Below are 25,374 nucleotides of genomic sequence, written 5' to 3'. Positions count from 1 at the left end.
CTATTATCCTTGAAGCGGATTTCGGACGCGTAATACTTCGTATAAAAGTATTGACGCAGCTACTGACGCATTCAAACTAGTTACATGACCGACCATTGGCAAATGATAAAGAAAATCACATTTTTCTTTCAACAAACGACTCATCCCTTTACCTTCGCTACCGATGATTAGTGCAAGGGGAAGTGTTGCATCCATGTTACGATAATCTGTTGACTTTTGAGCATCTGTTCCAGCAATCCACACACCGCGTTCCTTCAACTCGTCTACCGTTTGAGACAAATTGCCAGCTCGATATACCGGGATATGTTCAATTGCCCCCGTAGATGCTTTTGCAACGACTGCCGTCAGTCCAACAGCACGTCTTTTTGGAATGATAATGCCATGAGCACCTACTGCATCTGCCGTTCGCATAATGGAACCAAGGTTATGCGGATCCTCTATTTCATCTAAAATAATAAAAAGCGGATCCTCCTGCTTACTTGCCGCTAAAGCAAATAAATCGTCTAGTTCTGCATAGCGATAGGCGGCAACGGATGCTACAATTCCTTGGTGATTAGCATCTGTCAAACCGTCCAATTTCTTTTTTGGTACAAATTGAACAATGATTCCTGCTTCTTTTGCTAGTTGCATGATTTCAGAAACTCCACTTTTTTGGATTCCTTCTGCAAGCCAGACCTTATTCATATCTCTACCTGAGCGTAAAGCTTCCACTACAGGGTTTTTTCCTGCAATAATCTCTCCTGTTTGCTCTGTTTGTTCTGCCATTTACTTTTTCTCCCCTTTCTGTTCATCTATAAAGTCGATTGAAAATTGTAGTACCTCTTGTAGACGTGCTTCTTGTTCACTTAAGTATAGACTTCCTACAACAGCTTCAAACGCAGTACTATAATGATAAGTTTGGACATCTGTATTTTTCGGAACTGTACCAGACTTCGCATTACGGCCTCTTCGGAGGACAGCTTCCTCATCTTCTGTTAGAAACCCGATATTTAGCATCTCTCGTACAATTGTCGCTTGTGCTTTGGCGGATACATACTTTGTCGCTTCTTTATGCAAAGTATTGGGCTTAACGCGCCCAGAAAAGATGAGATGCTTTCGAACTACTTGTTCGAATACAGCATCTCCCATATACGCTAAGGCTAAAGCATTTAGTTGTTTGACATCGGATAATTTAAAGTTTCCCACAAGTTTATCCTCGTTTCCATCGGATACCTTGTGCAGTATCTTCCAAAATAATATTCATCTCTTTTAATTGGTCTCTTATTTCATCTGCTCGTGCGAAATTGCGATCTTTTCTTGCTTGGTTACGCTCTTCAATTAATGCATCAATTTCCTCATCAAGCACTTCGCTTTCTTTTTGCAACGTTAAGCCTAATACTGCCGTTAATTTATCGAAAACCGCTATAAACTGTTGCAATACTTTTTCTTCCGTTTGTTTTTCTAGCAAGTACGTATTAGCAAGCTTGGATAATTCAAAGATTGCGGCAATGCCATTTGCAGTATTAAAATCATCATCCATCGCAGTTTCAAATTGTGTTTGTACTTCTGTGATTTTATGCAGCCAAATATCATGTTGGTCCCCTAAGTCAGCAGTTGCATTCAATCGATGCAACACATTTGCATATGCGGTGCGAATACGATCTAGACCCGCTTCCGCTTGCTCTACTAGCTCGACTGAGTAGTTGATCGGATGACGATAATGTACACTTAACATGAATAGACGTAGTACTTGCGGATCAATTTGCTTACGAATGTCATTCACTAGTACAAAGTTGCCAAGCGATTTAGACATTTTTTCATTATCAATATTAATATACCCATTATGCATCCAATATCGCGCAAATGTTTTACCTGTTCTAGCTTCCGACTGCGCAATTTCATTTTCATGGTGTGGGAAGGTTAAATCTTGGCCACCTGCATGAATATCAATCGTATCTCCTAGTATTTCTCTTGCCATTACAGAACATTCGATATGCCAGCCAGGACGCCCTTTCCCCCAAGGACTTTCCCAGAAAATCTCACCCGGTTTCGCTGCTTTCCATAGAGCAAAATCTAGTGCATCTTCTTTCTTTTCCCCAGTTTCTATCCGTGCTCCAACTTTCAAATCATCTACCGATTGATGAGATAGCTTACCATAGCCGTCAAACTTTCTCGTACGGTAGTATACATCACCTTGTGACTCGTAAGCATAGCCTTTTTCTTCTAACACTCGAATAAATTCTATAATTTCATCCATATGATCTGTTACGCGAGGATGTGAATCTGCTCTACTGCAGCCAAGCGCTTCCACATCAGCAAAATATGCTTTAATAAAACGAGCAGTTAACTCTGATACGTCTTCTCCTAGCTCATTTGCCGCTTTAATAATTTTGTCGTCGACATCTGTAAAGTTCGATACAAACGTCACATCGTATCCACGGTATTGCAAATACTTTCTTACCGTATCGTACACAATAACAGGGCGTGCATTTCCAATATGAATGTAGTTGTAGACCGTTGGACCACAAACGTACATTTTTACTTTTCCCTCTTCCATTGGCACAAATGGTTCTTTCTCACGCTTTAAAGTATTAAAAATTTGGATTGTCATAATAAATGTTTCTCCTTTTCCTTTGCAAGTCGTCTAATTTCCTCTTGAAGTGCCGCTATTTCTTCTTCCATCCTTTTGCAACGATCAGCAATTGGATCCGGCAAGTCTTGATGATCTAAGTCCCGTTTCAGTTTTACTCCGTCTTGAATAACTACAACTCCTGGTATTCCAACAACCGTCGAGTTCATTGGTACATCTTTCAGAACAACGGAACCTGCACCCACTTTACTATTTTCCCCAATAGTTATTGATCCTAATACTTTCGCACCGGTTGCAACGAGTACATTGTCTGCAAGAGTGGGGTGCCTCTTCCCTTTTTCTTTTCCCGTTCCACCTAGAGTGACACCTTGATAAATCGTACAATCATTCCCGATTTCACAAGTCTCTCCAATTACGACTCCTGAACCATGATCTATAAAAAAACGTCTACCAATGGTAGCTCCGGGATGTATTTCGATACCAGTGAAAAAGCGGCTTATTTGAGAGATTGCTCGTGCAAGGAAAAAAAACTGTTTTTTGTATAAAGCATGCGCTATTCGATGACTCCAAACAGCATGTAAACCTGCGTATGTTAATATTACTTCTAACTTGCTTGTCGCTGCAGGATCTTGTTCAAAAACAACAGCTATGTCTTCTTTCATACGTTCCAACACTTTGGTTCCTCCTCCTTGTTTTTTTGGCACAAAAAAACGCCTCTGCCTACTAATAGACAGAGACGCAAAAGCGCGGTTCCACTCTGATTGGAAAAATTTTCTCTTTTTCCCACTCGACATCTTTAACGCAGATGATACGTCCAGCCTACTAGACATGTTCGGCGTGGCGCTCTGAGGTGCATTTCGGTAACCCACTCGTTCAGACCACTTTCAGCCGGTGATGGTCCTCTCTAAAGAACATGCGTTACTTACTTCTCCTCTTCTTCGCTTTCTATTTTTTCGTTCTCGTATTTGTACAATCATTTTCACACCTTAGGAGCGGAAAGTCAATCTTATTGTTTTGCGTACTTAGCAACGCGTTCAATTACTTTTTCTTTTCCTATTAAGCTGATGGCATCCGCTAATTCAGGACCATGTGTTTGACCAGTCGTTACGACACGAATTGGCATAAATAAGTTTTTTCCTTTATGTCCCGTTTCTTTTTGTACAGCTTTAATCGTTGCTTTAATCTCTGCTGCTTCAAAAGTTTCTAGGCTCTCTAATTGTACTTTAAATGCAGCCATTACTTCTGGAACTTGTTCTCCCGCTAATACTTCTGTCGCTTCTTCATTATATGCAAGTTCATCGTTAAAGAACAAAGAAGATAATTCTACAATCTCTGCCCCATAACTCATTTGGTCTTGGTAAAGTGCGATTAAGTTATTTGCCCAGACACGTTGTTCTTCTGATAGTTCAGCCGGAAGAAGATCCGCTTTTTGTAAATGTGGTAGTGCGAGTTCTATAACTTTTTCTAATGGCAACTGTTTAATGTATTGATTGTTCATCCATGTTAGTTTTTGTTTATCGAACATAGATGGTGATTTAGATAAGCGGTTTACATCAAATATTTTAATAAGCTCTTCCTTAGAGAAAATTTCTTCTTCCCCTTCTGGAGACCAACCTAGTAATGCAAAGAAGTTGAACATTGCTTCTGGTAAGTAGCCAAGGTCTTTATATTGAGCAACGAATTGAATAATCGATTCGTCACGTTTAGATAGTTTTTTACGGCTTTCATTAATGATCAATGTCATATGGCCATACTTCGGATATCCCCATCCGAACACATCGAATACCATCAATTGTTTAGGTGTATTGGATAAATGCTCTTCTCCGCGAAATACATGGGAAATTTTCATAAAATGATCATCTAATACAACTGCGTAGTTATAAGTTGGAATGCCATTTGCTTTCACAAGAACCCAATCACCAACATCTTTTGATTCGAATGTAACGGACCCTCGTACTAAATCTTCAAAAGTATAAGTCACATTTTCCGGGACGCGCATGCGAATAGTATAAGGAAGACCTTCTGCTTCTTTTGCTTGTACTTCATCAGCTGATAAATGACGGCATTTACCATTATACATAGGAGCAGCTACCCCATTTGCTTTTTGTACTTCACGGTCAGCTTCTAATTCTTCTGATGTACAGAAGCATTTATAAGCATGGCCTTTTTCTACCATTTCTTTTGCATGTTTTGTATAAACATCTAGTCGCTCCATTTGGCGATAAGGTGCATAAGGTCCTCCGATATCAACAGACTCATCATACTCGATACCTAACCATTTTAAGTTATCCAGTTGTGATAATTCGCCACCTTCGATATTACGTTCGATATCCGTGTCCTCTATACGAACGATAAATTTTCCGTTATGATGACGTGCATATAAATAGTTAAATAATGCAGTACGTGCTCCTCCAATATGTAAGTTCCCTGTTGGACTTGGCGCGTAGCGTACGCGAACTTCTTGTGTCATTTGAATTTCCTCCTAATTTTCGTGCATCTAAACTTTTTATATTTTACCACTGCTAACCTGTTTTTAAAAGTTAGTCTTTCTTTAGAAGCAATATAGTTGCCATGGAAGCAATTCCTTCTTCACGTCCTGTAAAACCTAATTTTTCAGTTGTTGTTGCTTTCACATTTATCTGACTAACGTCTGCCTGTAGAAGTTCTGCGACACGTGCCCGAATTGTTTCTATATGTGGTGCCATTTTTGGTTTTTGGGCAATGATCGTACAATCGATATTCCCTAGTTTGTATCCTCTTTCATCTACTAGTTTCCAAATATGCTCTAAAAGTTTTGCTGAATCTGCATCTTTAAAATCAGGATCAGTGTCTGGGAAATGCCGTCCAATATCTCCTTCTCCAATTGCTCCAAGAGCTGCGTCGGTAATTGTGTGAAGCAGTACGTCTGCATCTGAATGCCCGATAAGACCTCTTTCGTAAGGAATTGTTACCCCACCTATTATTAACGGACGATTGTCCGCAAATTCATGCACATCAAATCCTTGACCAATTCGCATCATTCTATTGTTCCTCCTGCTCTCGTTTAGTTAAAATTACTTCTCCAAAAAGAAGATCTTCTTGCGTTGTCATCTTCAGGTTATCATAAGTACTTTCTACAATATGAACCTGCTCTCCTTGTCGTTCTACAAGCATCGCTTCGTCTGTACCTAAAAAACCTTCTTTTTCCGCCATTCTTTCTGCTTTTTCCAGTACATCATACCGGAATGCTTGCGGTGTTTGAATAATCCAGAGGCTTTCTCGATCGACTGTTTCTTGGATTATACCATTTTCTACTTTTTTCACCGTGTCCTTTGCACGAACCGCCGCTACCGCTGCCCCAAACTCTTCTGCGGTTTGTACTAACCGATGGATAACCTCTTGTCTAATGAACGGTCTTGCAGCATCATGTACAAGCACAATACCATTCGTTGGGGAAGCCTTTAAACAAGCATATACACTATGCTGCCGTTCTGCTCCTCCTTCGGTGATGGCGGCAACCTTGGAAATCCGATGTTTTACTAGCAACTCTTCGATAAAAGCTTGTTCCTCTTTTTTCACTGCTAATACTATTTGATGACACTTCGGATCTTGTTCAAAAGCGCGTAAAGTATGTATTAAAATTGGAATCTTTCTTAATTCTAAAAAAAGTTTATTTTGGCCTGCTCCCATCCTTTTACCACTTCCAGCAGCAGGTAACAATACCGTATACAACAATAGCATACCCTCCTACACTACATAGAAAAAGGGCTTTTCCTAATAAAATAGGAAATAACCCCTCCCCTTATTTAGATTCTTGTGGTTTCGCAAAAATCATCCGACCTGCGGAAGTTTGCAATACACTTGTTACTTCCACGTTTATCGCCTGACCGATATACGCTTTTCCACCTTCCACAACAATCATCGTACCATCATCTAAGTAAGCAACACCTTGATTATGTTCTTTTCCATCTTTAATGACAACTACATGCATTATTTCCCCAGGAATAACGACTGGCTTTACTGCATTTGCTAAGTCATTAATATTCAAAACACGAACTTGATGTAGGTCACATACTTTGTTCAAGTTAAAATCATTTGTTACAACGATTCCATTCATCTTTTTAGCTAGTCGCACTAGCTTTAAATCTACTTCTTGTATATCTTCAAAGTCATCCTCTACTATTAAGACTGCAGAAGCACGTTCGGTTTGCAGTTTTTTCAGTACATCTAATCCACGCCGTCCTCTTGTTCTTTTAAGCGTGTCAGAAGAATCAGCTATATGTTGCAGCTCTGTTAGCACGAACTGTGGAACCACCAATACTCCCTCGATAAACCCTGTTTCTGATATATCCGTAATACGTCCATCGATAATCACACTGGTATCTAGCAACTTATATGTTCCCAGACCTAAACCTTGTGCACCTTCTTCATCTGCAGCTTTCTTTTTGCTAGTTTGTTGCTTAGTAGAAGTAAAAACATGAATTAATTCATCTCGTTTTTTAAACCCTACCTGGAAACCTAAGTATCCAAGTACGATTGATAATAATACCGGTACAATAGAGTCAATGCCCAAAAAGGCAATATTATTAATAGCTGATCCAAGTAAAAATGCAACGATTAATCCAATAACTAAACCAAGTGTACCGAAAAGTAAATCTCCAATCGGCGCCCGCAACAACCGTTCTTCCATCCACTTAATAAAGTTTATTAAGTAATCCGTTAAAAACAAGGCTGCAACGTAAAGTAATATTGCTCCAATTAAAATTGATACGTAAGGATTGTGGATCCAAGGGTTATTGGATAAATTAATTAATTCGTATAAATGCGGTAATAATATTAAACCCAATGTACCACCAATTAAAACAAATGCGATTTGTATAATCCATTTCAACAAAATGCCACCTCCATTAATTATTTATTATACTTCTTGCGGTCTTACTACGTCTATTAAGACCACAAGGAGTATGTCTTTAAGTCTTAAACTTAAGAAAATGCTTCTTTCATTGCTTCATTTACAGATTCTATACCTATAACCTGAATTCCTTTTGGATAATCCCATCCACCTATATTAGACGCCGGAACTATCGCTCGTTTGAACCCTAACTTCGCCGCTTCCTGTACACGTTGTTCAATTCTAGAGACTCTTCGGACTTCTCCTGTTAACCCAACTTCTCCTATAAAACAATCGGTAGGAGTTACACCTGTATCCCGAAAACTGGATACAATACTTACTAGGACGGCTAAATCGATCGCAGGTTCGTCTAGTTTTACTCCACCCGCAACTTTTATATATGCATCTTGTGTTTGAAGCAACAATCCCATACGTTTTTCTAGCACCGCCATAAGTAATGACACGCGGTTCTGATCAATTCCGGTTGCCATTCGTTTCGGGTAGTTAAAACTGGATTGTGTTACAAGCGCTTGTATCTCAACTAAAATCGGCCTTGTCCCTTCCATCGAAGCAACAATTGCCGAACCTGCAGCACCATGCGAACGTTCTTGTAGGAATAATTCAGAGGGATTTAACACTTCTTTTAATCCTTGCTGCACCATTTCGAAGATTGCTATTTCGTTAGTGGAACCGAAGCGATTTTTTTGAGACCTTAAAATTCTATACGTATGATGGCGTTCTCCTTCAAAATATAAAACGGTATCTACCATATGTTCAAGTATACGGGGACCTGCAATTTGTCCTTCTTTCGTTACATGTCCAACTAAAAAGATAGCGACGTTTTTTGTCTTGGCAATACGCATTAGTTCAGCTGTACATTCTCGTACCTGAGAGACACTTCCTGGAGCGCTTGTTACTTCCGGGTGGTGCACCGTCTGAATAGAATCCACGATCACAAACTTGGGTTCTACACTATCGATTGTTTCGTTGATCAATTCTAAATTGGTTTCCGAATAAATATATAGTTCCGCCGAGGTAACCCCTAAACGTTCTGCACGAAGTTTTGTTTGGCGGATAGATTCTTCACCAGAGATATATAAAACTCGCTCTCCTTTATTCGCAAGTAAGGCTGAAACTTGCAAAAGAAGTGTCGACTTCCCAATACCCGGATCTCCACCTATTAACACAAGCGAACCAGGTACTATCCCTCCACCAAGCACACGATTTAACTCACCAAAGTCGGTTACTACTCGTGGTTCCTCCACAGTTTCCACTGCAATAATGGGGGTTGCTTTTTGCGTTACGCCTGTAGAATGCTGAAAAGTGCGTTTAGGACCTTTCGATACGATCTCTACCTCTTCCACCATCGTATTCCATTCACCACATCCTGGACATCTTCCCATCCATTTAGCGGCCTCATATCCGCAAGCATTACACATAAATTTCGTTTTTTTCTTCGCCATGGTACCTCCTATGTAAAAAGCAAAAGCGCCTAGTTGTCTCCGACAGGTAAATGAGAATGTGATAGGTCTGCAAAATACGCCATATCCTGGAGCAAAGCGCTGGCGCTAGATTGATACTGAGTAAAAAAAGGGCATTCCGTCCTTAGGGTTGGAATGCCCGCAATATTATTTTTCTGCTGCTACCGCCGCTTTTGTACGTACAACAAATTCATCATTTTCTACATCAAACACGACATGTTGCCCTGCTAAGACTTCCCCTTTTAATAACTCTTCAGAAAGTCGGTCTTCTACGTGTTTTTGTAGTGCTCTACGCAATGGACGTGCACCGTAAGCCGGATCGAATCCTTCTGTTGTAATTTTCTCTTGAGCTGCTTCTGTAAGCTCGAGTTCTATTCCTTGTTCTTTTAAGCGTTTAGCTAATTGTTCCGTCATTAGTGAAACAATTTGTTTTAAATGTTCTTTTTCTAGTGAGTGGAAGACAATCATTTCATCTAAACGGTTTAAGAATTCAGGACGGAATGCTTTTTTCAATTCTTCTAGCATTTTGCCCTTCATGTCTTTATAATCCGTTTTTCCAGCTTCTTGTAGGTTAAATCCAACATGTTTATTGTATTTAAGTGCATCCGCTCCTACGTTAGAGGTCATAATGACAACTGTGTTGCGGAAGTCTACTGTACGTCCTTTAGAATCAGTTAGTCGACCATCTTCTAAAACTTGCAAGAGAATATTAAACACATCTGGATGTGCTTTCTCTATTTCATCTAACAAGATAACTGAATAAGGTTTACGACGTACTTTTTCTGTTAACTGTCCGCCATCATCAAATCCAACATAACCTGGAGGAGACCCTACTAGACGTGAAGTCGAGTGTTTTTCCATATACTCGGACATATCTACACGGATCATCGCGTCTTCATCGCCAAACATTACTTCAGCAAGCGCACGTGCAAGTTCTGTTTTACCTACACCAGTAGGTCCAAGAAAAATAAAGGAACCAATTGGTCGTTTAGGGTCTTTTAAACCTGCACGAGCTCGGCGAATTGCTCGAGAAATCGCATCTACAGCTTCCGCTTGACCGATTACTCGTTCATGCAGCTTTTCTTCAAGCTTTAATAACTTTTCAGATTCAGTTTGCGCTAGCTTAGAAACAGGTACTCCCGTCCACATAGAAACAACTGCCGCAATATCTTCTACCGTTACTTCTGACTCTTCTTTTCCTTGTTTTTCTTTCCAGTCATTCTTCATTTTTTCTAGCTCGTCTTTAAGCTTTTGTTCTTTGTCGCGGAAAGATGCAGCTTTTTCAAATTCTTGACTTTGAACAGCAGCGTTTTTCTCTGAACGAATTGCTTCTAGCTTTGCCTCCAATTCTTTTAAATTAGGAGGTGTTGTGTAAGAACGTAGTCTTACTTTTGAGCCTGCCTCATCGATTAAATCGATTGCTTTATCTGGTAAGAAACGATCCGAGATATAACGATCGGACATTTTAACTGCCGCTTCTACCGCTTCGTCTGTAATTTTCACACGGTGATGGGCTTCATAACGATCACGTAAGCCGTATATAATTTGAATCGCTTCAGCGACTGATGGTTCATCCACTTGGATCGGTTGGAAACGACGCTCTAACGCAGCGTCTTTCTCAATGTATTTTCGATATTCATCTAATGTTGTCGCACCAATACATTGAATTTCCCCACGTGCAAGTGCTGGTTTTAAAATGTTCGATGCATCTATTGCACCTTCTGCTCCACCTGCTCCTATTAACGTATGAAGCTCATCTATGAACAGAATAACATTTCCAGCCTGGCGAATTTCATCCATTACTTTTTTCAAACGGTCCTCAAATTCACCGCGATATTTCGTCCCAGCAACCACTGTTCCCATATCTAGTGTCATTACTCGTTTATCACGCAATATTTCTGGGACTTCATTTTGGATAATTTGCTGAGCAAGACCTTCTGCGATCGCTGTTTTACCAACACCAGGTTCCCCTATCAAAACAGGGTTATTTTTTGTTCGGCGCGCTAAGATCTCAATTACACGTGTAATTTCTTTACTGCGTCCCACAACTGGATCTAGTGTACCTTCTCTAGCAATTTGAGTTAAATCACGTGCTAATCCGTCGAGCGTAGGAGTACTTGCCGGAGCAGCACTATTATTCGAATTCCCATGAGATTGATCATTACTGCCTAGTAATTGTAGAACTTGTTGGCGAGCTTTGTTTAGGCTAACACCTGCGTTATTTAAAACTCTTGCCGCTACTCCTTCTCCTTCTCGGATCAATGCTAGTAATAGATGCTCTGTACCTATATAGGAGTGTCCAAGTTTGCGAGACTCGTCTACGGAGAGCTCAATTACTTTTTTCGCACGTGGTGTGTAGTTGACGATTGGGCCAACTTCTTCGGCTCCAGTTCCAACTAGCTCTTCAATTCCCACTTCAATAACTTTGGTATCAACTTCGATCGCTTCTAATGCTTTTGCAGCTATACCACTACCTTCACGGATTAAACCAAGCAATATATGTTCTGTTCCGATAGATTCGTGCTTTAAGCGAATTGCTTCTTCTTGCGCTAATTGTAAAACTTTTTGCGACCTTTGTGTGAATCGATTAAACATCATATGAGTTCTCTCCTTTTGTTTTCGTTTTTTCTCCCTTTTGCAACCTTTCCCTTAGCAACTTCGCTCGAAACAAATCTCTTTCAGAAGTATTTAAAGTCGTTCCGGCATATTGTTGTAAAAATCCTGGTTGCATAAAGACCATACATTCATTCAAAATAGTCTCATCTACATCTTCAATAAGTCCCATATCTATTCCTAAACGCACATCGGACAGACACTTTGCCGCCTCTTCTGTAGTCATAATACGCGCGTACGACAAGGTTCCTAATGAACGATATAACCGATCCTCTAGTGTATTGGCTGAATGCTTTAAAAGTGCATTTCTAGCTTCTCTTTCTTTTTGAATAATTTGTTCGGCAATGCTTTGAAGATCGGCAATTATGTCTTCCTCTGTTTTACCAAGAGTTGTTTGGTTGGATACTTGGTATACATTCCCGAGCGCTTCACTACCTTCCCCGTAAATACCCCTTACAACCATTCCTAATCTAGAGATAATTGTTACGATTCGGTTCATTTGTTTGGTTATCGTTAGCGCTGGTAAATGCATCATAACGGATGCACGTAAACCAGTACCGGTATTAGTAGGACAGCTTGTTAAATAACCGAATTGTTCATCAAACGCATAAGATAGCTCTTTTTCTAAAACTCGATCAATCGTGTCTGCTTGCTTGTATGCTTCTTGAATTTGGAGACCTGGAAATAAGCATTGAATACGAATATGGTCTTCCTCATTGACCATTACGCTAACAGCCTCATCATCAGATATGAGGGCAGAACCAGTCATCGGCGAATTTGCTAGCTTAGGACTGATTAAATGCTTTTCTACAAGCACTTGACGACTCAATTCAGACAAATCCTTTATTTGAATGGAGGAAAAATTCATCTCCAGATCCTCATTCGCATCTAATAACGTAGCCGAGACGGATTGGTCAATTTTATGCGCTTCGTCTTCTGTAAATGCAAGAGGAAATCGATATCCGTTTAAGTTTCTTGCTAGTCGAATTCTTGTACTCATGACAATATCTGAATGCTCTCCATCTCCTGCCATCCAACTAGAAATCGAGTTATCTAAAAAACGTTCAATCGACATGCGTTTCTTCACCTCCAGCGGCAAGTTTATCTTCCAGTTCCCTTACCTCATCTCTTAGCAGTGCGGCTTCTTCGAATTTTTCTGTTTCAATCGCTTCTTTCATTTGCAATCTTATTTCTTCAATTCGTTTTTTCACCGCTAATTTTTCACCGAAAGCGCCAGGCGCTTTCCCTACATGTGTCACGTTTCCGTTATGTAAACGTTTAAATACAGTAGGTAATTGTTCGCGAAAACTATTGTAACAAGAGGCACAACCAAATTTTCCTTCGTCTAAAAATCGTTGAATAGACCAACCACATGCTTCACATTCTAATGGAACTTTTTTCTGCACTTGTTGCATTGGTTGCTGCTCTGTATGATTGAACCAATTTGTTAATAGTTGATGGAGAGATAATGGATCATGTTTATATTCCACGTAAAACGGGTGGAGACTATTTGCACAGACCTCACAATAATGTCTTTCAAAGTGTTCACCGTTATGCACTTGCGTAACTGTTACTTTTGCAGGTCTTTGCTTACAATTTTCACAAATCACTTTCCAACACCCCGTTCATCTTCACTTTTTTTCATATTTTAATGTAAGTAGCATTGCACACAGTATACGCGCTCTTAGCTCATCTCTTGCTGGTAGTGGAATAGCAAGTGTGGTTCGATTAAGGGCAGCTAAGATAAGTTTTGCTTCTCGATTCGATATAACTTCTTCATCGATCAATCGGAACACAATATCTTCTGTTACTGTTTCAGATGCCCCTTTTTCTAGTCCTTGTATTATATGCTCAATCAAATCAGCTTTCGTATGCGCCCGCACGCGGAGGATTCGAATATATCCACCGCCACCACGTTTACTTTCCACTAAGTATCCGCGATCTTGGGTAAATCGAGTATTTATCACATAATTTATCTGAGATGGGACACACTGAAATTTTTCAGCAATTTCACTTCTTTTTATTTCAATTTGTCCCTTACTCTCTTCTTCTATAATGGACTTCAAATACCCTTCAATAATGTCAGATATATTTTTCACCTTCTCACCTCTTCTCGCAAACTGACTTTGACTAACTTTGACTATATTATAACGAGAAAATTATGTATGTGCAATTGATACGATTCTTCCATCAGTGTTCCCGAATTTCTGAATAAAAAAACATACATCACCTCTAAATATGTCTTGTTTTTTCGACAGCTCTTTGTCGTATAGTATAGGGAAACTGCGCGGTAGTGAATTGAAGGAAGAGTCCTCTAAGATTTCCGCTGCAGGACGTACGCTTTCCGCCGGCTTGGCTTCAGCCGCTTCCTTCGCTACGCTCAGTCCAGGGTCTTCACCATTTTAGGAACAAAGGCTAAGAGCGCCACATTGTGTGGCAACGCCTTCGAGGCCAACATCGTGTTGGCCTCGGCTGGAGTCGACGCCCTTCCGCTACAATACACACTGGGAACGTGACAAACCGAGTGAGCGGGTAATTTTGGTAAAACAATACTAGTTAATGCTCTATTATTATTGCCGTCTCAATTCGAGTTAACTTGTTTTAGGAAAATTGGTTCCTCTCAGACTACAACTGCTTACTTTCGACAACTGTTTGGTCTCCGATAGCCACTTATTGGATTTGCATGGTCAAAAACTGTGGATGATTTTCTTTAGTAAGTCGATCATAAATAACCAGTGAATCAGAATCCATTTATAGCTCTTATAACCACCGAGCTAAATAGCAAGAAGTCTCCATTGATTGAAGCGGAAGGAGACGACTCCTGCGGGAATCAAGCGGGACAGGTGAGACCCCGCAGTGGAGCGACAGCGACCGAGGAGGCTCACCGCCCGCCCCGCGGAAAGCGTCCTCGTGAAGCGAAAATCCTAGCGGTTACCTAATAAATTTCTTACTGCGCAGTTTCCCTAAACAACCACCTAACAGCTATTTCATATTTCCCTAAAAGATAAAAAAACTACTAATCAAATGAATTAGTAGTCAGGTAAATCTTCTATTATTCGTTGCATTGTTTATTTTTTCTTTTTGTAATTACTTCTTTGGGTTTTCGTAATTTGTTTCCACTTATCTCGTTCTACTTTTCGAGCAGCCACATCATTTTTTCGTTCAATGTGGGCAAGTTCTCTCATTAATTTTACATAACTTTTATATCGCTCTTCTTTAAGGGTGCCTGTGTATATAGCTTCTTGTATTGCACATCCTGGTTCTTTTTCATGCTTGCAATCTCGGAAACGACATCCTTCTGCTAGTTCCTCAATGTCTTTGAAACTTGCGCTTACGCCCTCACTTGTTTCCCAAAGTTGAAATTCTCGCATCCCTGGGGTATCGATTAGTAACCCTCCACCTGGTAATAGGGTTAGCTCTCTATGCGTCGTTGTATGCCGGCCTTTGCTATCATCTTCTCGAATACCGTTTACAGCCATTACTTCTTCCCCAGACAATGCATTGATCAAAGAAGACTTCCCTACTCCTGAAGATCCTAGAAGTGCACCTGTTTTACCTGCCGACAAAAGATTTGCCAAGCTATCGATTCCTTCTCCTGTTACACTACTGACCGCGAATATATCAACACCAAAAGCAATAGATTCTACTTCACTTATATAGTATGCCAAGTCTTCACATGCATCTTTTTTTGTCAGAACAACTACAGGTGTTGCTCCAGAATCCCATGCCGCTAACAAATAGCGCTCCAGCCTGCGTACATTAAAGTCATTATTAAGGGACATGACAAGAAAGACGTAATCGACATTTACAGCGACTAACTGAATTTCAATTGTTGAGCCGGCCACTTTTCTTGAGAACTGTGAGCTACGAGGAAGCACCTCATGGATAATTCCTTTTTCCTCTCCCGGCATTTGTTCCAGTTCAACCCAATCTCCAACTGCAGGAAATGCCTCCCGCCCATGATCAAATTTGAACTTTCCAGAAAGAGAACATAACCATTCTCCTTCGTTTGTTATTACTCTATATAAATGTTTATGTTCTAGTAGGACGCGCCCTACGATACCACTACCTTGCTTTTTTTCTTCCCATTTATCATTCCAACCATATTGTTCGATTAAATTCAAATTTACTTCCTCCTAATTTTAGACAATAAAAAACCATGATTGCACGAATCAGCAATCATGGTTTCCCGGTCATTAGAAAGAAGCATATCAAATAGAAAAGTATAAAACACTATACTTTTTTAGATATATCTAGAGTGGGACATCATGATCTTACTGATTCGTGTACTAAAAATTAAATTTGCCATAATGCCTCACTCCTTTTCTTTTAGTTATTTTCAGAATACAATAAATTCTGCTATATGTCAATTATACAAATGACATGCAACAAAATGTCCTGTCGCTTGTTCTTTCCATACAGGCTTTTTTTCTGCACAAATGGACATGGCGTGTTCACAGCGTGTTCTAAAAACACAGCCGGAAGGTGGATTGATCGGACTAGGTAACTCACCATGCAATAGAATACGCTCCCGTGATTCCTCGATATCTGGATCTGGAATTGGAATAGCCGATAATAACGCCTGTGTGTATGGATGTAATGGTTCCTCATATAACTGATTACTTGTTGTAAGCTCCACCATATGTCCTAAATACATTACTCCGATACGGTCAGAGATGTATTTCACCATTGATAAATCATGTGCGATGAATAAATACGTTAGTCCTTTTTCTTTTTGCAATCGTTGCAAAAGCTTTACTACTTGCGCTTGAACGGAGACATCTAAAGCCGAGATTGGCTCATCCGCTATGATGAATTCAGGATCTAACGCCAGTGCACGAGCAATTCCTATGCGCTGTCTTTGCCCACCTGAAAATTCGTGAGGGTAGCGGTTAGCGTGATCTCTGTTGAGACCCACATCCTCCAATAACTCGTAGACTCTATTTTTCAACGCCTCTTTGGATTTATATAGTTTATGTACTTCCATTGGTTCCGCAATTATTTCGAGCACAGTTGAACGTGGGTTTAGGGATGCATACGGATCTTGGAAAATCATTTGCATCTTTTTCAGATATTCTTTTCGCTCTTTATCATTCATTTCATGTACATTTTTATCTTCAAACATAACGTTTCCTTGTGTTCTATTATACAAGCCTAAAATCGTTCGACCTGCAGTAGACTTCCCACAACCAGACTCTCCAACTAGACCAAATGTTTCCCCTTTTACTATGTCAAAACTGATGCCATCCACAGCTTTCAACGTTTCGCCGTGCCCCAGTTCAAAATGTCGTCTTAAATCTTGTACCGATAAAAGAACTTTTTCTGCCATGTAAATCCCCCCTAAACGGCATATCTTCTTACTGCACAGATTTCTTTCTCAAGCTTAGAACCATCTAACTCCATAATTTCAATTGTTTTTCCGGTAGAAGGCGAATGCAATAGTTGTCCATTTCCATAATAGAAGCCAACATGGCGAACCCGACCTGTCCCCTCATCATTGGCGAAAAATAGTAAATCCCCTTTTTTCCAAGAGGCCATATCATGTATTGAAATTTCTTCACCGCTTATCGCCTGGTCACTTGCATCACGAGGGATCAAATATCCACATGCCTTCAGCATATTGTATGAAAATCCAGAACAATCATAGCCATACGGAGACATTCCACCCCACAAATAAGGGAGATCTAAATACCTTTCTCCTAAAACTATGACCTCTTCTGCTGATCTCTTTGCAAATTGTTCCATAGACATAGCAACATCTGCATATTTTTTTTGTAACAATGCTTCTCCATGGGGAGTTTGAACATAAAAGTAAGATGCATCTTCTGAGATAACAGGAAGTGTTGTATTAAAAGGAACGATAAGTAACGGCTTCTCTTTTTTATCCCATAATTGGGCTTTCACAGCTGATACACGCACAATGCCTATTGGATTCAGACATTTTGACTTCTTTAATTGTTTTACAGGAACCCAGCCAGGATATCCCCGAGAATCCTTTTTAGAAGGTTGCCATACAGCAATAATTTTCGCCCAATCTCCTTCTATTTTTTCTACCAGTACTGGTTCTCCGTAAAGAAGCTGGGTTTGTACTCGATTTTCATCACATAGAGCAAGTCGCTCCTTATACGTCAGTGCCTCCAGCCACTCAGCTAATAACACTGGGTTGGAAATTCCAGGCACATCCAGCTCTCTCGCTGAAGCCGGTTCCGTCCAAACAGTTGCTACTTTTACACAACAAACCCACTCATGTACTCCTGTTGACATTTATAGACCCCCTATACGATCTCCAATCGTGAAATACCAAGTCCATGCTCTTTTGAAAACGTCATCTTACTTCTTTCGTAACAAACCCCACCAATAACTAGGTCCTTTGCAAGCATAAGCGGTGCATCAAAATCAAAGAATTGAATATTCGGTTGACTAGCAGCGAAGTGAGCCGCCGCAGAGATTCCTATCTTTGTTTCAATCATACTTCCCACCATGCACGCCACTCCATTTGCTTCAGCAAGCGCATTTATCTTTTTAGCATGATGAATACCCCCGGACTTCATTAACTTAATATTAATCAAATCTGCAGCCCGCATTTCCAAAACCCTTTTAGCATCTATAACCGAAAATACACTTTCATCCGCCATAATTGGTGTATCTGTACGCTCTGTAACATATTTTAAGCCTTCTAGATCATGAGCAGGAACAGGTTGCTCGACAAACTCAATCCCTAGCCCAGCATCTTCCATTGTTCGAATTGCTTTAACTGCTTCTTTTGCATTCCAGCCTTGGTTTGCATCTAGTCTTAGCTTCGGCCTGTTTCCAACTCGTTCTCTGATAGCCTGAATACGTTCAATATCGTCTTGCATATCACCTATACCAACTTTTACTTTTAGGACATGAAACCCATTCTTCACGTACCGCTCCGCGTCCTCAGCCATTTCATCTGGTGCATTCACACTTACCGTAAAATCGGTTTCCAATGTATCGCGATATCCTCCCAAGTATTGATATAGAGGAAGTCCTACTTGACGAGCGATTAGATCATATATGGCCATATCGACTGCCGCTTTAGCACTTGTGTTTCTTACAAGCGATGCATTTATCTTTTGAAAAATGTGTTCACTATTGGAAAGGTTAAGCCCGATTAACTGCGGTGCTATTATCTCGTTAATCGCATACCGAATGCTAGCCATTGAGTCTCCTGTAATTACATGAGTCGGAGGAGCTTCCCCATACCCTACTACTCCTTCACTACTCGTTATTTTTACATAAACGGAGTAAGCAGTATTAACTGTCCTGAGGGCCGTTTTAAAAGGCTTAGTAAGTGGAATAGCTACGTCAAACGTTTCAATCGATTGAATATTCAATTGGTAAACCTCCCTTATTCAACTCCCGGCAAGATCGTAAGTGTTAAGTTATCTGCATCGAGTACTGCTTCTGTTCCAAGCGGAACCGCAAAATGTGGTTCACAATGCCCTATTTTGAAGCCTTTCACAGCAGGTTTACCTAATTGACCTATATAATGATGGAGCACTTCATCTAACGACAATGAAATTGGGCGTTTCTTTGGTTCTGCGTCTTTGAAATCCCCAATGACAAAACCAACTGCTTCTTCTAGTTTTCCCGCTTGTCTTAGCTGGTTAAGCATTCCATCTACTCGGTAAGGTTCTTCACCAATGTCTTCTATTAATAACAACTTACCTTTCGTGTCTACTTCATATCTCGTTCCAATCCCACTAGCTAGAAGAGATAGATTCCCTCCCGTTAACTCGCCTCTCGCCACTCCTGTCGAAAGACTTTCTAAAGGGGAAATCGCTGCCGTATAGTGAAGTTCCATTGGTTCAAATAACTGCTGAAACATTTTCTTCGATAGATCAGAAAAAGTATCTTTTCCAACATCAGATGCCAGCATTGGTCCGTGGAAAGTAACGATTTCTGAGTAAATGTTCATGCTTGTATGTAAAAAAGTAATATCGGAATAGCCCCAAAAAATCTTCGGGCATTCATTCATTAATTGAAAATCTATTTTATCTGTGTACCTAGCAGAACCATATCCTCCGCCTGCGCAAATAATCCCTGCTATATCGGGGTCTGCAAACATTTCATGCAAGTCTTCTAAACGTTCTTCATCCGTGCCTGCTAGATAGCCATATACATTTTCTACACTTTTCCCTATTTTATAAGACAATCCTAACTCATCTAAAAAGGTTAAAGAACGCTTTAACTGCTCTAAGTTTGGTGGACTAGAGGGAGCAATAATTCCGATTGTGTCTCCTTGTCTTAATCGTTTAGGACGAATTTTCATAGTTGTTTTCTCCTTTTTAATAAACAAAAGGTGCGGCGCCTAAAAAGGCACCGCTTCTTTTTTAGTTTTTATCAGCCCATTTTAAATCTAAGTAGCCTACTGGATGTCTTACAATGTCCGATACAGACGGCTTCTCTAATGTCACTTGGTTATAATAGTGAATTGGGAATACTGGCATCTCTTCCATTAACAATGCATCTGCCTCTATTAACATTTCCCAACGTTTTGATTGGTCGGTTTCGTTTTTAATATCTGTTATTAATTTATCATACTCTGCATTTGACCAAGTTGTACGGTTCATCGATGAACCAGTAATGAAACTTTCAAGTGCATTTACTGGATCTGCGTAGTCAAATAAGAAAGAAGAACGTGACAACTGGTACTTAAATTCTTTTTGCTCTGTCGCAAATACACTTGCTTCTACATTTTGAAGTGCTACATCTACATCTAATACTTCTTTAAATTTACTTTGTAGTGCTTCCGCAATTTTCTTGTGAGTGTCACTTGTCGAATAAGTTAATGTTACTTCAGGTAATACCGTATACCCCTCTTCTTTCATACCTTCTGCTAACAATGCTTTTGCTTTATCTGCATCAAAACCAACAAGCTTTCCAGCAGTTTCTCTAAATTCTTTTCCATCCGGACCAATGAATCCATAAGGAACAAAGCCTTCTCCTGGTTTCTCACCATTTTTCGTTACGAAATCAACCATTTCCTGCTGGTTAACAGCATATGCAAAAGCTTGACGAATTTTTTTGTTTGTAAATGGTTCCATAGAAACGTTGAATCGATAGAAATATAAACCCGCTTGGTCTTCATTCTTTAGTTCTGGGCTGTTCATTAAGCTTTCAGCAAGTTCAGATGGCACTGCCGAGGTGTCTAACTCGCCTGTTTGATACATTTGATATTCTGTATTGGAGTCATTGATCATCGCCCACTCTACTTTGTCTAGCTTTACAGTTGACGCATCCCAATAATTCTCATTTTTTGCAAACGTAAAACTTACATCATGTTTCCAGTCAACTAATTTAAATGGACCATTTCCTACGAAAGTTTCTGCATCTGCAAACCAAGTAGGATTTTCTGTTGCTACTTTTTCATTAACCGGGAAGAAACTTGGATTCGTAATAATGCTTAAAAATGCTTCGGTTGGTGTATTTAGTTTCACTTCAAAAACTCTATCTTGAACCGCTTTAATCGCTACAGCATCAGCTGCACCTGTTCCACTATTATATGCTTCTGCTCCTTCAATGAAATATGCTAGAAATGCTGCTGGAGATGCCGTTTCAGGATTTAACATGTGTAGCCATCCATACACAAAATCACTTGCTAATACTGGGTCTCCATTAGACCATTTTGCATCATCACGAATAGTAAAGGTATACGTTAATCCATCATCGGATACATCTACCTTCTCCGCTGTTGCCGGCTCTGCTAAATGATCTTTTGAAAGTCTCACTAACCCTTCCATCAGATTGTTCAATGCATTCCAGGATACAGCATCAAATCCTACGGATGGATCGAATGAGGTTGGTTCGTTCCCATTATTTAAATATAGGACTTTTTCTGTTGGTGTAGCTTCTGTTTCTGTTCCAGCTTCCTCTTTTTCTCCTTCTTTTTCTGTGCTCGGTGCTTCTCCCGCATCTTTTGTAGCTGTACAAGCACTTAACACAAGTACAAATAACGCGACTACAAATAATGATAACCACTTCTTCATCTCAGTTCCCCCTTTGTATTATCTATGTGAATGCACTATCGCGCGCTCATCCAACCCTATCGCTATTCTTGATTACTTTCGCACGCTCATCTTGTAGCCAGCAGTCTACTCTATGAGCTTCAGATAACTTATTTGTAAATGGGTATACATGATCGCAAACTTCCATCGCATAATCACAGCGTGCTGTGAATGGACAGCCTTTCGGAGGGGAAAATAAATCCGGTGGAGTTCCCTCGATTGGTTGCAATTCCTCGTCCTCTAAGTCTAGGCGAGGAACAGAGTTTAATAGTCCCCGTGTATATGGATGCTCTGGCGTATAAAAGATTTCTCGCTTATTGCCAATCTCTACAATTTTCCCCGCATACATTACTGCAATGCGGTCTGCAATTTTTGCCACCACTCCAAGATCATGCGTGATTAATATAATTGATATCTTTTTCTTACGTTGTATTTCTTCAAACAACTCCAAAATTTGCGCTTGAATTGTTACATCCAGTGCGGTTGTCGGTTCATCCGCTATAAGTAACTCTGGATCACAAATAAGCGCTATCGCTATTACAATACGTTGACGCATACCTCCGGAAAATTGATGAGGAAACTGTTTTAAACGCTCCTCAGGGTTGGGAATTCCTACAAGCTTTAACATGTCGATAGCTCGTTTCTTTGCCTCCTGCTTCCCTATTTTTTTGTGAGTACGGAGACCTTCCGTTAACTGCTCCCCGATTGTTAATGTAGGATTCAACGCAGTCATTGGATCTTGAAAGATCATGGAAATATCCACCCCTTGGATTTTGCGCAGCTCTCCCTTTGTCAATTTTGTTAAATCTTTTCCTTTAAATAGAATATGACCATTTTTTATAATTCCAGGAGGTTGAGGAATCAGTCCCATAATCGCATTTGAAGTCACACTTTTACCGCAACCCGATTCTCCAACGATGGCAAGTGTTTCCCCTTTATACAAGTCAAAGTTAACACCTCTAACAGCTTCGACTTCTCCTCCGTATGTTCGAAAGGAGACTTGTAAGTTATTAACTTGCAATACTTTCTCATCTGATACTATTTTCTTCTCTTTTTTCTTACGTTCATTCACCTATTCTCACCTCCTAAGCTTCGGATCCAGTGCATCTTGTAGTCCATCTCCTAGTACGTTAAAAGCAAACATTGTTAAGGAAATAAAAAATGCTGGGAAGAATAATCGCCACCAGTGGCCAGAGAGGATAACTGGTAAGGCATCGTTTGTCATCACACCCCAACTTGCAAATGGTGCTGCAACTCCTAAACCTAAAAAGCTAAGAAATGCTTCTGCAAAAATTGCACCCGGTACAGTTAGTGTCATCTGGACAATAATAGGTCCCATCGTATTAGGAAGTAAATTTTTCCCGATAATTCGCGATGTTTTTGCACCAAATGATTTGGAAGCTGTGACAAACTCATAGTTCTTTATTTGTAAGACCTGCCCCCGAACAATTCGCGCCATTCCGACCCACCCAGTTACGGTTAGTGCCACAATTATCGTGGTTAAGCTTGGTCCCATTACAACCATTAGTAATATAACTACTAACAAATGTGGCAATCCATATAACACTTCGATGATGCGCATCATTATGGCATCTGTTCTGCCACCCTTATACCCACTAAAGCCGCCGTAAACAATCCCTATAAAAAAGTCAATAAGCGCTGCCATCACACCTACAAACAAGGAAATTCGAGCACCATACCATGTTCTAGTAAATACATCTCTTCCGGCTTCATCTGTACCGAACCAATGGGCTAAAGAAGGTGCTTTGTTTTGGTTTGGATAATCTGTTGCTGTAACGGAATAGGGAGACAATATAGGTCCGAAAATAGCCATAAACAATAGGAAAATAAGGAAAGCTAGTCCAACCATTGCCAGCTTATTTTTTCTTAGCCTCCTCCAAGCATCTTTCCAGTAGGACAAAGAAGGTCTGACAACGGATTCTGCTCTTCCTTGTTCTTTTTGTTTAGGGCGAAACCATTCGTCTTTTACATTTTGCGGGGATACTATTTTAGTTGTAGTTGAATTAGTCATTACGCATCCCCTTCTTTTCGATGTAGTTTTATACGTGGATCTAAGAAACCGTATACGATATCCACAAGGAACAACATAAATACTAAAAATGCACTATAAAAAACGGTCGATCCCATTATGACTGGATAATCACGGTTATTGATGCTCTCTACGAAATATTTTCCCATTCCCGGGATAGCAAAAATTCGTTCAATAACAAATGTTCCTGTTAAAATACCTGCAAGCATAGTTCCCATAATGGTAACTACAGGCATAAGCGCATTTCTTAATGCATGCCTAACAACAATTCTTACCGGTGAAAGTCCTTTTGCACGAGCCATTTTAATATAATCCTGCGTTAACACCTCCAGCATACTTGACCTTGTTAATCGCGCAATAATAGCGGTTGGTCCAGTTGCAAGAGCAAGGGTAGGTAATATCATATGTAATGGACTACTCCACGTTGCAGGAGGAAGCCATTCTAAATTTACTGCAATTTGTTGAATAAGCAAGGTCGCCAGAACAAAGTTAGGGACAGATATCCCAACAACAGCGAAAGTCATTGCTGTATAATCTATAATTCCGTTATGCCTCAAGGCCGCGAAAGTCCCTAAAGTAACTCCCGACAACAAAGCGACTAAAATGGTGACCATTCCAAGCTCAAAGGAAATTGGAAATCCTCTTGCCAGTAATTCATTGACAGATTCGTTCGGCTTTTTAATGGAAGGTCCAAAATCAAAAGTAACGATAGACTTCAAATAATATAAATATTGGATATGCATAGGTTCATCTAATTTATAAAATTTTTCTAAATTTGCTTGAATAGTAGGATTAGAAGTACGCTCATCATCGAATGGAGAACCTGGAATGGTATGCATCAATGCGAAAGTTAACGTAGCAATGATCAGAATCGTTGCTATCATCATGAAAAAGCGTTTAATAATATACTTCGCCATAAGCAAACTTCCCCCTTAACAAAATTTCGTTTGCATTGCTAGCTCTACCATTACGAGCATTGCACGGTAGGCCTCTAATATATCTTTCGCCTCGAACTTTACGATTGTTGTTCCTTCTATAATTTCACAACCGGGCATAAGAGCTGCCCATTCTGCCTGTCCATAGTTGGCAAACTCAATTCTTAATGTAGGAGTTTGTGGTGGAACGAGAGGTTTTATTTGATCACTTTTACTAATGGCTTCTGCCACCTTTTCTTTCAATAATGCATGTGCTTTTTGCGGATGCAATGTTTTAACGGCAGATCGAGAGATTGATTCTTTCACAACTGCAGTGACCACTCCCGGAATCAGGGCCTCTGCTTCCCTACACGCTCCATCATCTCCAGCAACCATAATAACGGGTACACCAAAGTGCCCTGCTACATATGCATTTAATCCCAATTCACCAATTTCCACATCATTTATATACATATTTCTTACTCCGAATATCATAGAGTGACTCATAACCCCTGGTTGTCCCGCTCTTGAATGGTAGCCAGCAAATACTGCACCTATGTACGATTCATCTAATGATTGCACCATTGAAAACGGTTTCACGTCACCTGTTATTAATGTCGCTTCTGGATGCAATTCCTCTATTAAAATATTATTCATCTTCGAATGACTATCATTCACTAGAACTTCTTTTACTCCACTTGTTAAAGCTCCCTCCACGATCGCATTTGCTTCTTGCGTCATTATACGTCGCGCACGTTCATAATTATGTTTACCTGAGTCAACAAATGTATGATCTGGCAAGCCTGTAATTCCTTCCATATCAATCGAGAGAAATATTTTCATGTC

23 protein-coding genes and 1 other annotated feature are annotated in these 25,374 nt (G+C 40.1%); all 23 genes read right to left on the bottom strand.

Annotation, left to right across the window (positions count from 1 at the left end):
• Positions 1–3 precede the first annotated feature (3 nt).
• A complete protein-coding gene (gene rlmB / locus FG382_RS06900; protein ID WP_142538169.1) occupies positions 4–765 on the bottom strand; it encodes a 23S rRNA (guanosine(2251)-2'-O)-methyltransferase RlmB in 762 nt (253 codons plus the stop codon).
• Positions 766–1,185, bottom strand: coding sequence for a Mini-ribonuclease 3 (locus tag FG382_RS06895; RefSeq protein ID WP_373287646.1), 420 nt, complete (start codon positions 1,183–1,185; stop codon positions 766–768).
• A 4-nt stretch (positions 1,186–1,189) separates the two neighbouring features.
• Positions 1,190–2,590, bottom strand: coding sequence for a cysteine--tRNA ligase (gene cysS / locus FG382_RS06890; protein WP_142538168.1), 1,401 nt, complete (start codon positions 2,588–2,590; stop codon positions 1,190–1,192).
• Positions 2,587–3,231, bottom strand: a complete 645-nt coding sequence (gene cysE / locus FG382_RS06885; protein WP_373287653.1) for a serine O-acetyltransferase — start codon at positions 3,229–3,231, stop codon at positions 2,587–2,589. Before cysE ends, cysS begins: the two co-directional genes overlap by 4 nt.
• A gap of 67 nt (positions 3,232–3,298) precedes the next feature.
• Positions 3,299–3,517 (bottom strand) — a binding site (T-box leader).
• 58 nt (positions 3,518–3,575) lie between these two features.
• Positions 3,576–5,039 (bottom strand): glutamate--tRNA ligase, encoded by a 1,464-nt coding sequence (gene gltX / locus FG382_RS06880; RefSeq protein ID WP_142538166.1) that lies wholly within the window; start codon positions 5,037–5,039, stop codon positions 3,576–3,578.
• A gap of 70 nt (positions 5,040–5,109) precedes the next feature.
• Entirely contained in the window at positions 5,110–5,589 is a 480-nt protein-coding gene (gene ispF / locus FG382_RS06875; protein WP_142538165.1) for a 2-C-methyl-D-erythritol 2,4-cyclodiphosphate synthase, read from the bottom strand.
• 1 nt (position 5,590) lies between these two features.
• Positions 5,591–6,283 carry a 2-C-methyl-D-erythritol 4-phosphate cytidylyltransferase gene (gene ispD, locus FG382_RS06870; protein WP_142538164.1) on the bottom strand — a complete coding sequence of 231 codons (693 nt, stop codon included), beginning with the start codon at positions 6,281–6,283 and terminating at the stop codon, positions 5,591–5,593.
• Between the two features lie 67 nt (positions 6,284–6,350).
• Positions 6,351–7,442 (bottom strand): PIN/TRAM domain-containing protein, encoded by a 1,092-nt coding sequence (locus FG382_RS06865; protein WP_142538163.1) that lies wholly within the window; start codon positions 7,440–7,442, stop codon positions 6,351–6,353.
• Between the two features lie 89 nt (positions 7,443–7,531).
• Positions 7,532–8,902, bottom strand: coding sequence for a DNA repair protein RadA (gene radA / locus FG382_RS06860; protein WP_142538162.1), 1,371 nt, complete (start codon positions 8,900–8,902; stop codon positions 7,532–7,534).
• Between the two features lie 165 nt (positions 8,903–9,067).
• Positions 9,068–11,518: an ATP-dependent Clp protease ATP-binding subunit gene (locus FG382_RS06855; protein ID WP_142538161.1), complete on the bottom strand. Its 2,451-nt coding sequence runs from the start codon at positions 11,516–11,518 to the stop codon at positions 9,068–9,070.
• Positions 11,508–12,608, bottom strand: a complete 1,101-nt coding sequence (gene mcsB, locus FG382_RS06850; RefSeq protein WP_142538160.1) for a protein-arginine kinase McsB — start codon at positions 12,606–12,608, stop codon at positions 11,508–11,510. Before mcsB ends, FG382_RS06855 begins: the two co-directional genes overlap by 11 nt.
• Positions 12,598–13,143 (bottom strand): UvrB/UvrC motif-containing protein, encoded by a 546-nt coding sequence (locus FG382_RS06845; protein WP_142538159.1) that lies wholly within the window; start codon positions 13,141–13,143, stop codon positions 12,598–12,600. The genes mcsB and FG382_RS06845 overlap by 11 nt, the downstream gene beginning before the upstream one ends.
• Before the next feature lie 21 nt (positions 13,144–13,164).
• On the bottom strand, positions 13,165–13,632 hold the full coding sequence (locus FG382_RS06840) for a CtsR family transcriptional regulator (RefSeq protein WP_142538158.1): 468 nt from the start codon (positions 13,630–13,632) through the stop codon (positions 13,165–13,167).
• A 969-nt stretch (positions 13,633–14,601) separates the two neighbouring features.
• Positions 14,602–15,657 (bottom strand): ribosome small subunit-dependent GTPase A, encoded by a 1,056-nt coding sequence (gene rsgA / locus FG382_RS06835; protein WP_142538157.1) that lies wholly within the window; start codon positions 15,655–15,657, stop codon positions 14,602–14,604.
• A 242-nt stretch (positions 15,658–15,899) separates the two neighbouring features.
• Positions 15,900–16,862, bottom strand: a complete 963-nt coding sequence (locus FG382_RS06830) for an ABC transporter ATP-binding protein (RefSeq protein ID WP_142538156.1) — start codon at positions 16,860–16,862, stop codon at positions 15,900–15,902.
• A gap of 11 nt (positions 16,863–16,873) precedes the next feature.
• A complete protein-coding gene (locus tag FG382_RS06825; protein ID WP_142538155.1) occupies positions 16,874–17,797 on the bottom strand; it encodes a C40 family peptidase in 924 nt (307 codons plus the stop codon).
• Positions 17,798–17,808: 11 nt separating this feature from the next.
• Positions 17,809–18,891, bottom strand: coding sequence for a mandelate racemase/muconate lactonizing enzyme family protein (locus tag FG382_RS06820; RefSeq protein WP_142538154.1), 1,083 nt, complete (start codon positions 18,889–18,891; stop codon positions 17,809–17,811).
• Positions 18,892–18,905: 14 nt separating this feature from the next.
• Positions 18,906–19,829: a S66 peptidase family protein gene (locus tag FG382_RS06815; protein WP_142538153.1), complete on the bottom strand. Its 924-nt coding sequence runs from the start codon at positions 19,827–19,829 to the stop codon at positions 18,906–18,908.
• 61 nt (positions 19,830–19,890) lie between these two features.
• The gene (locus FG382_RS06810) at positions 19,891–21,546 is read right to left on the bottom strand and encodes a peptide ABC transporter substrate-binding protein (protein WP_142538152.1); all 1,656 of its coding nucleotides are present in this window, start codon (positions 21,544–21,546) and stop codon (positions 19,891–19,893) included.
• A 46-nt stretch (positions 21,547–21,592) separates the two neighbouring features.
• On the bottom strand, positions 21,593–22,636 hold the full coding sequence (locus tag FG382_RS06805) for an ABC transporter ATP-binding protein (RefSeq protein WP_280525883.1): 1,044 nt from the start codon (positions 22,634–22,636) through the stop codon (positions 21,593–21,595).
• 6 nt (positions 22,637–22,642) lie between these two features.
• Positions 22,643–23,596: an ABC transporter permease gene (locus FG382_RS06800; protein WP_142538151.1), complete on the bottom strand. Its 954-nt coding sequence runs from the start codon at positions 23,594–23,596 to the stop codon at positions 22,643–22,645.
• The gene (locus FG382_RS06795) at positions 23,596–24,531 is read right to left on the bottom strand and encodes an ABC transporter permease (protein ID WP_142538150.1); all 936 of its coding nucleotides are present in this window, start codon (positions 24,529–24,531) and stop codon (positions 23,596–23,598) included. The genes FG382_RS06800 and FG382_RS06795 overlap by 1 nt, the downstream gene beginning before the upstream one ends.
• Before the next feature lie 15 nt (positions 24,532–24,546).
• Positions 24,547–25,371, bottom strand: coding sequence for a M55 family metallopeptidase (locus FG382_RS06790; RefSeq protein WP_142538149.1), 825 nt, complete (start codon positions 25,369–25,371; stop codon positions 24,547–24,549).
• Positions 25,372–25,374: the final 3 nt, after the last annotated feature.

Origin of the sequence: Psychrobacillus lasiicapitis (genome assembly GCF_006861795.1) — a bacterium.
GTDB lineage: Bacteria > Bacillota > Bacilli > Bacillales_A > Planococcaceae > Psychrobacillus > Psychrobacillus lasiicapitis.
This window is presented reverse-complemented; position numbering and strand designations above follow the sequence as displayed.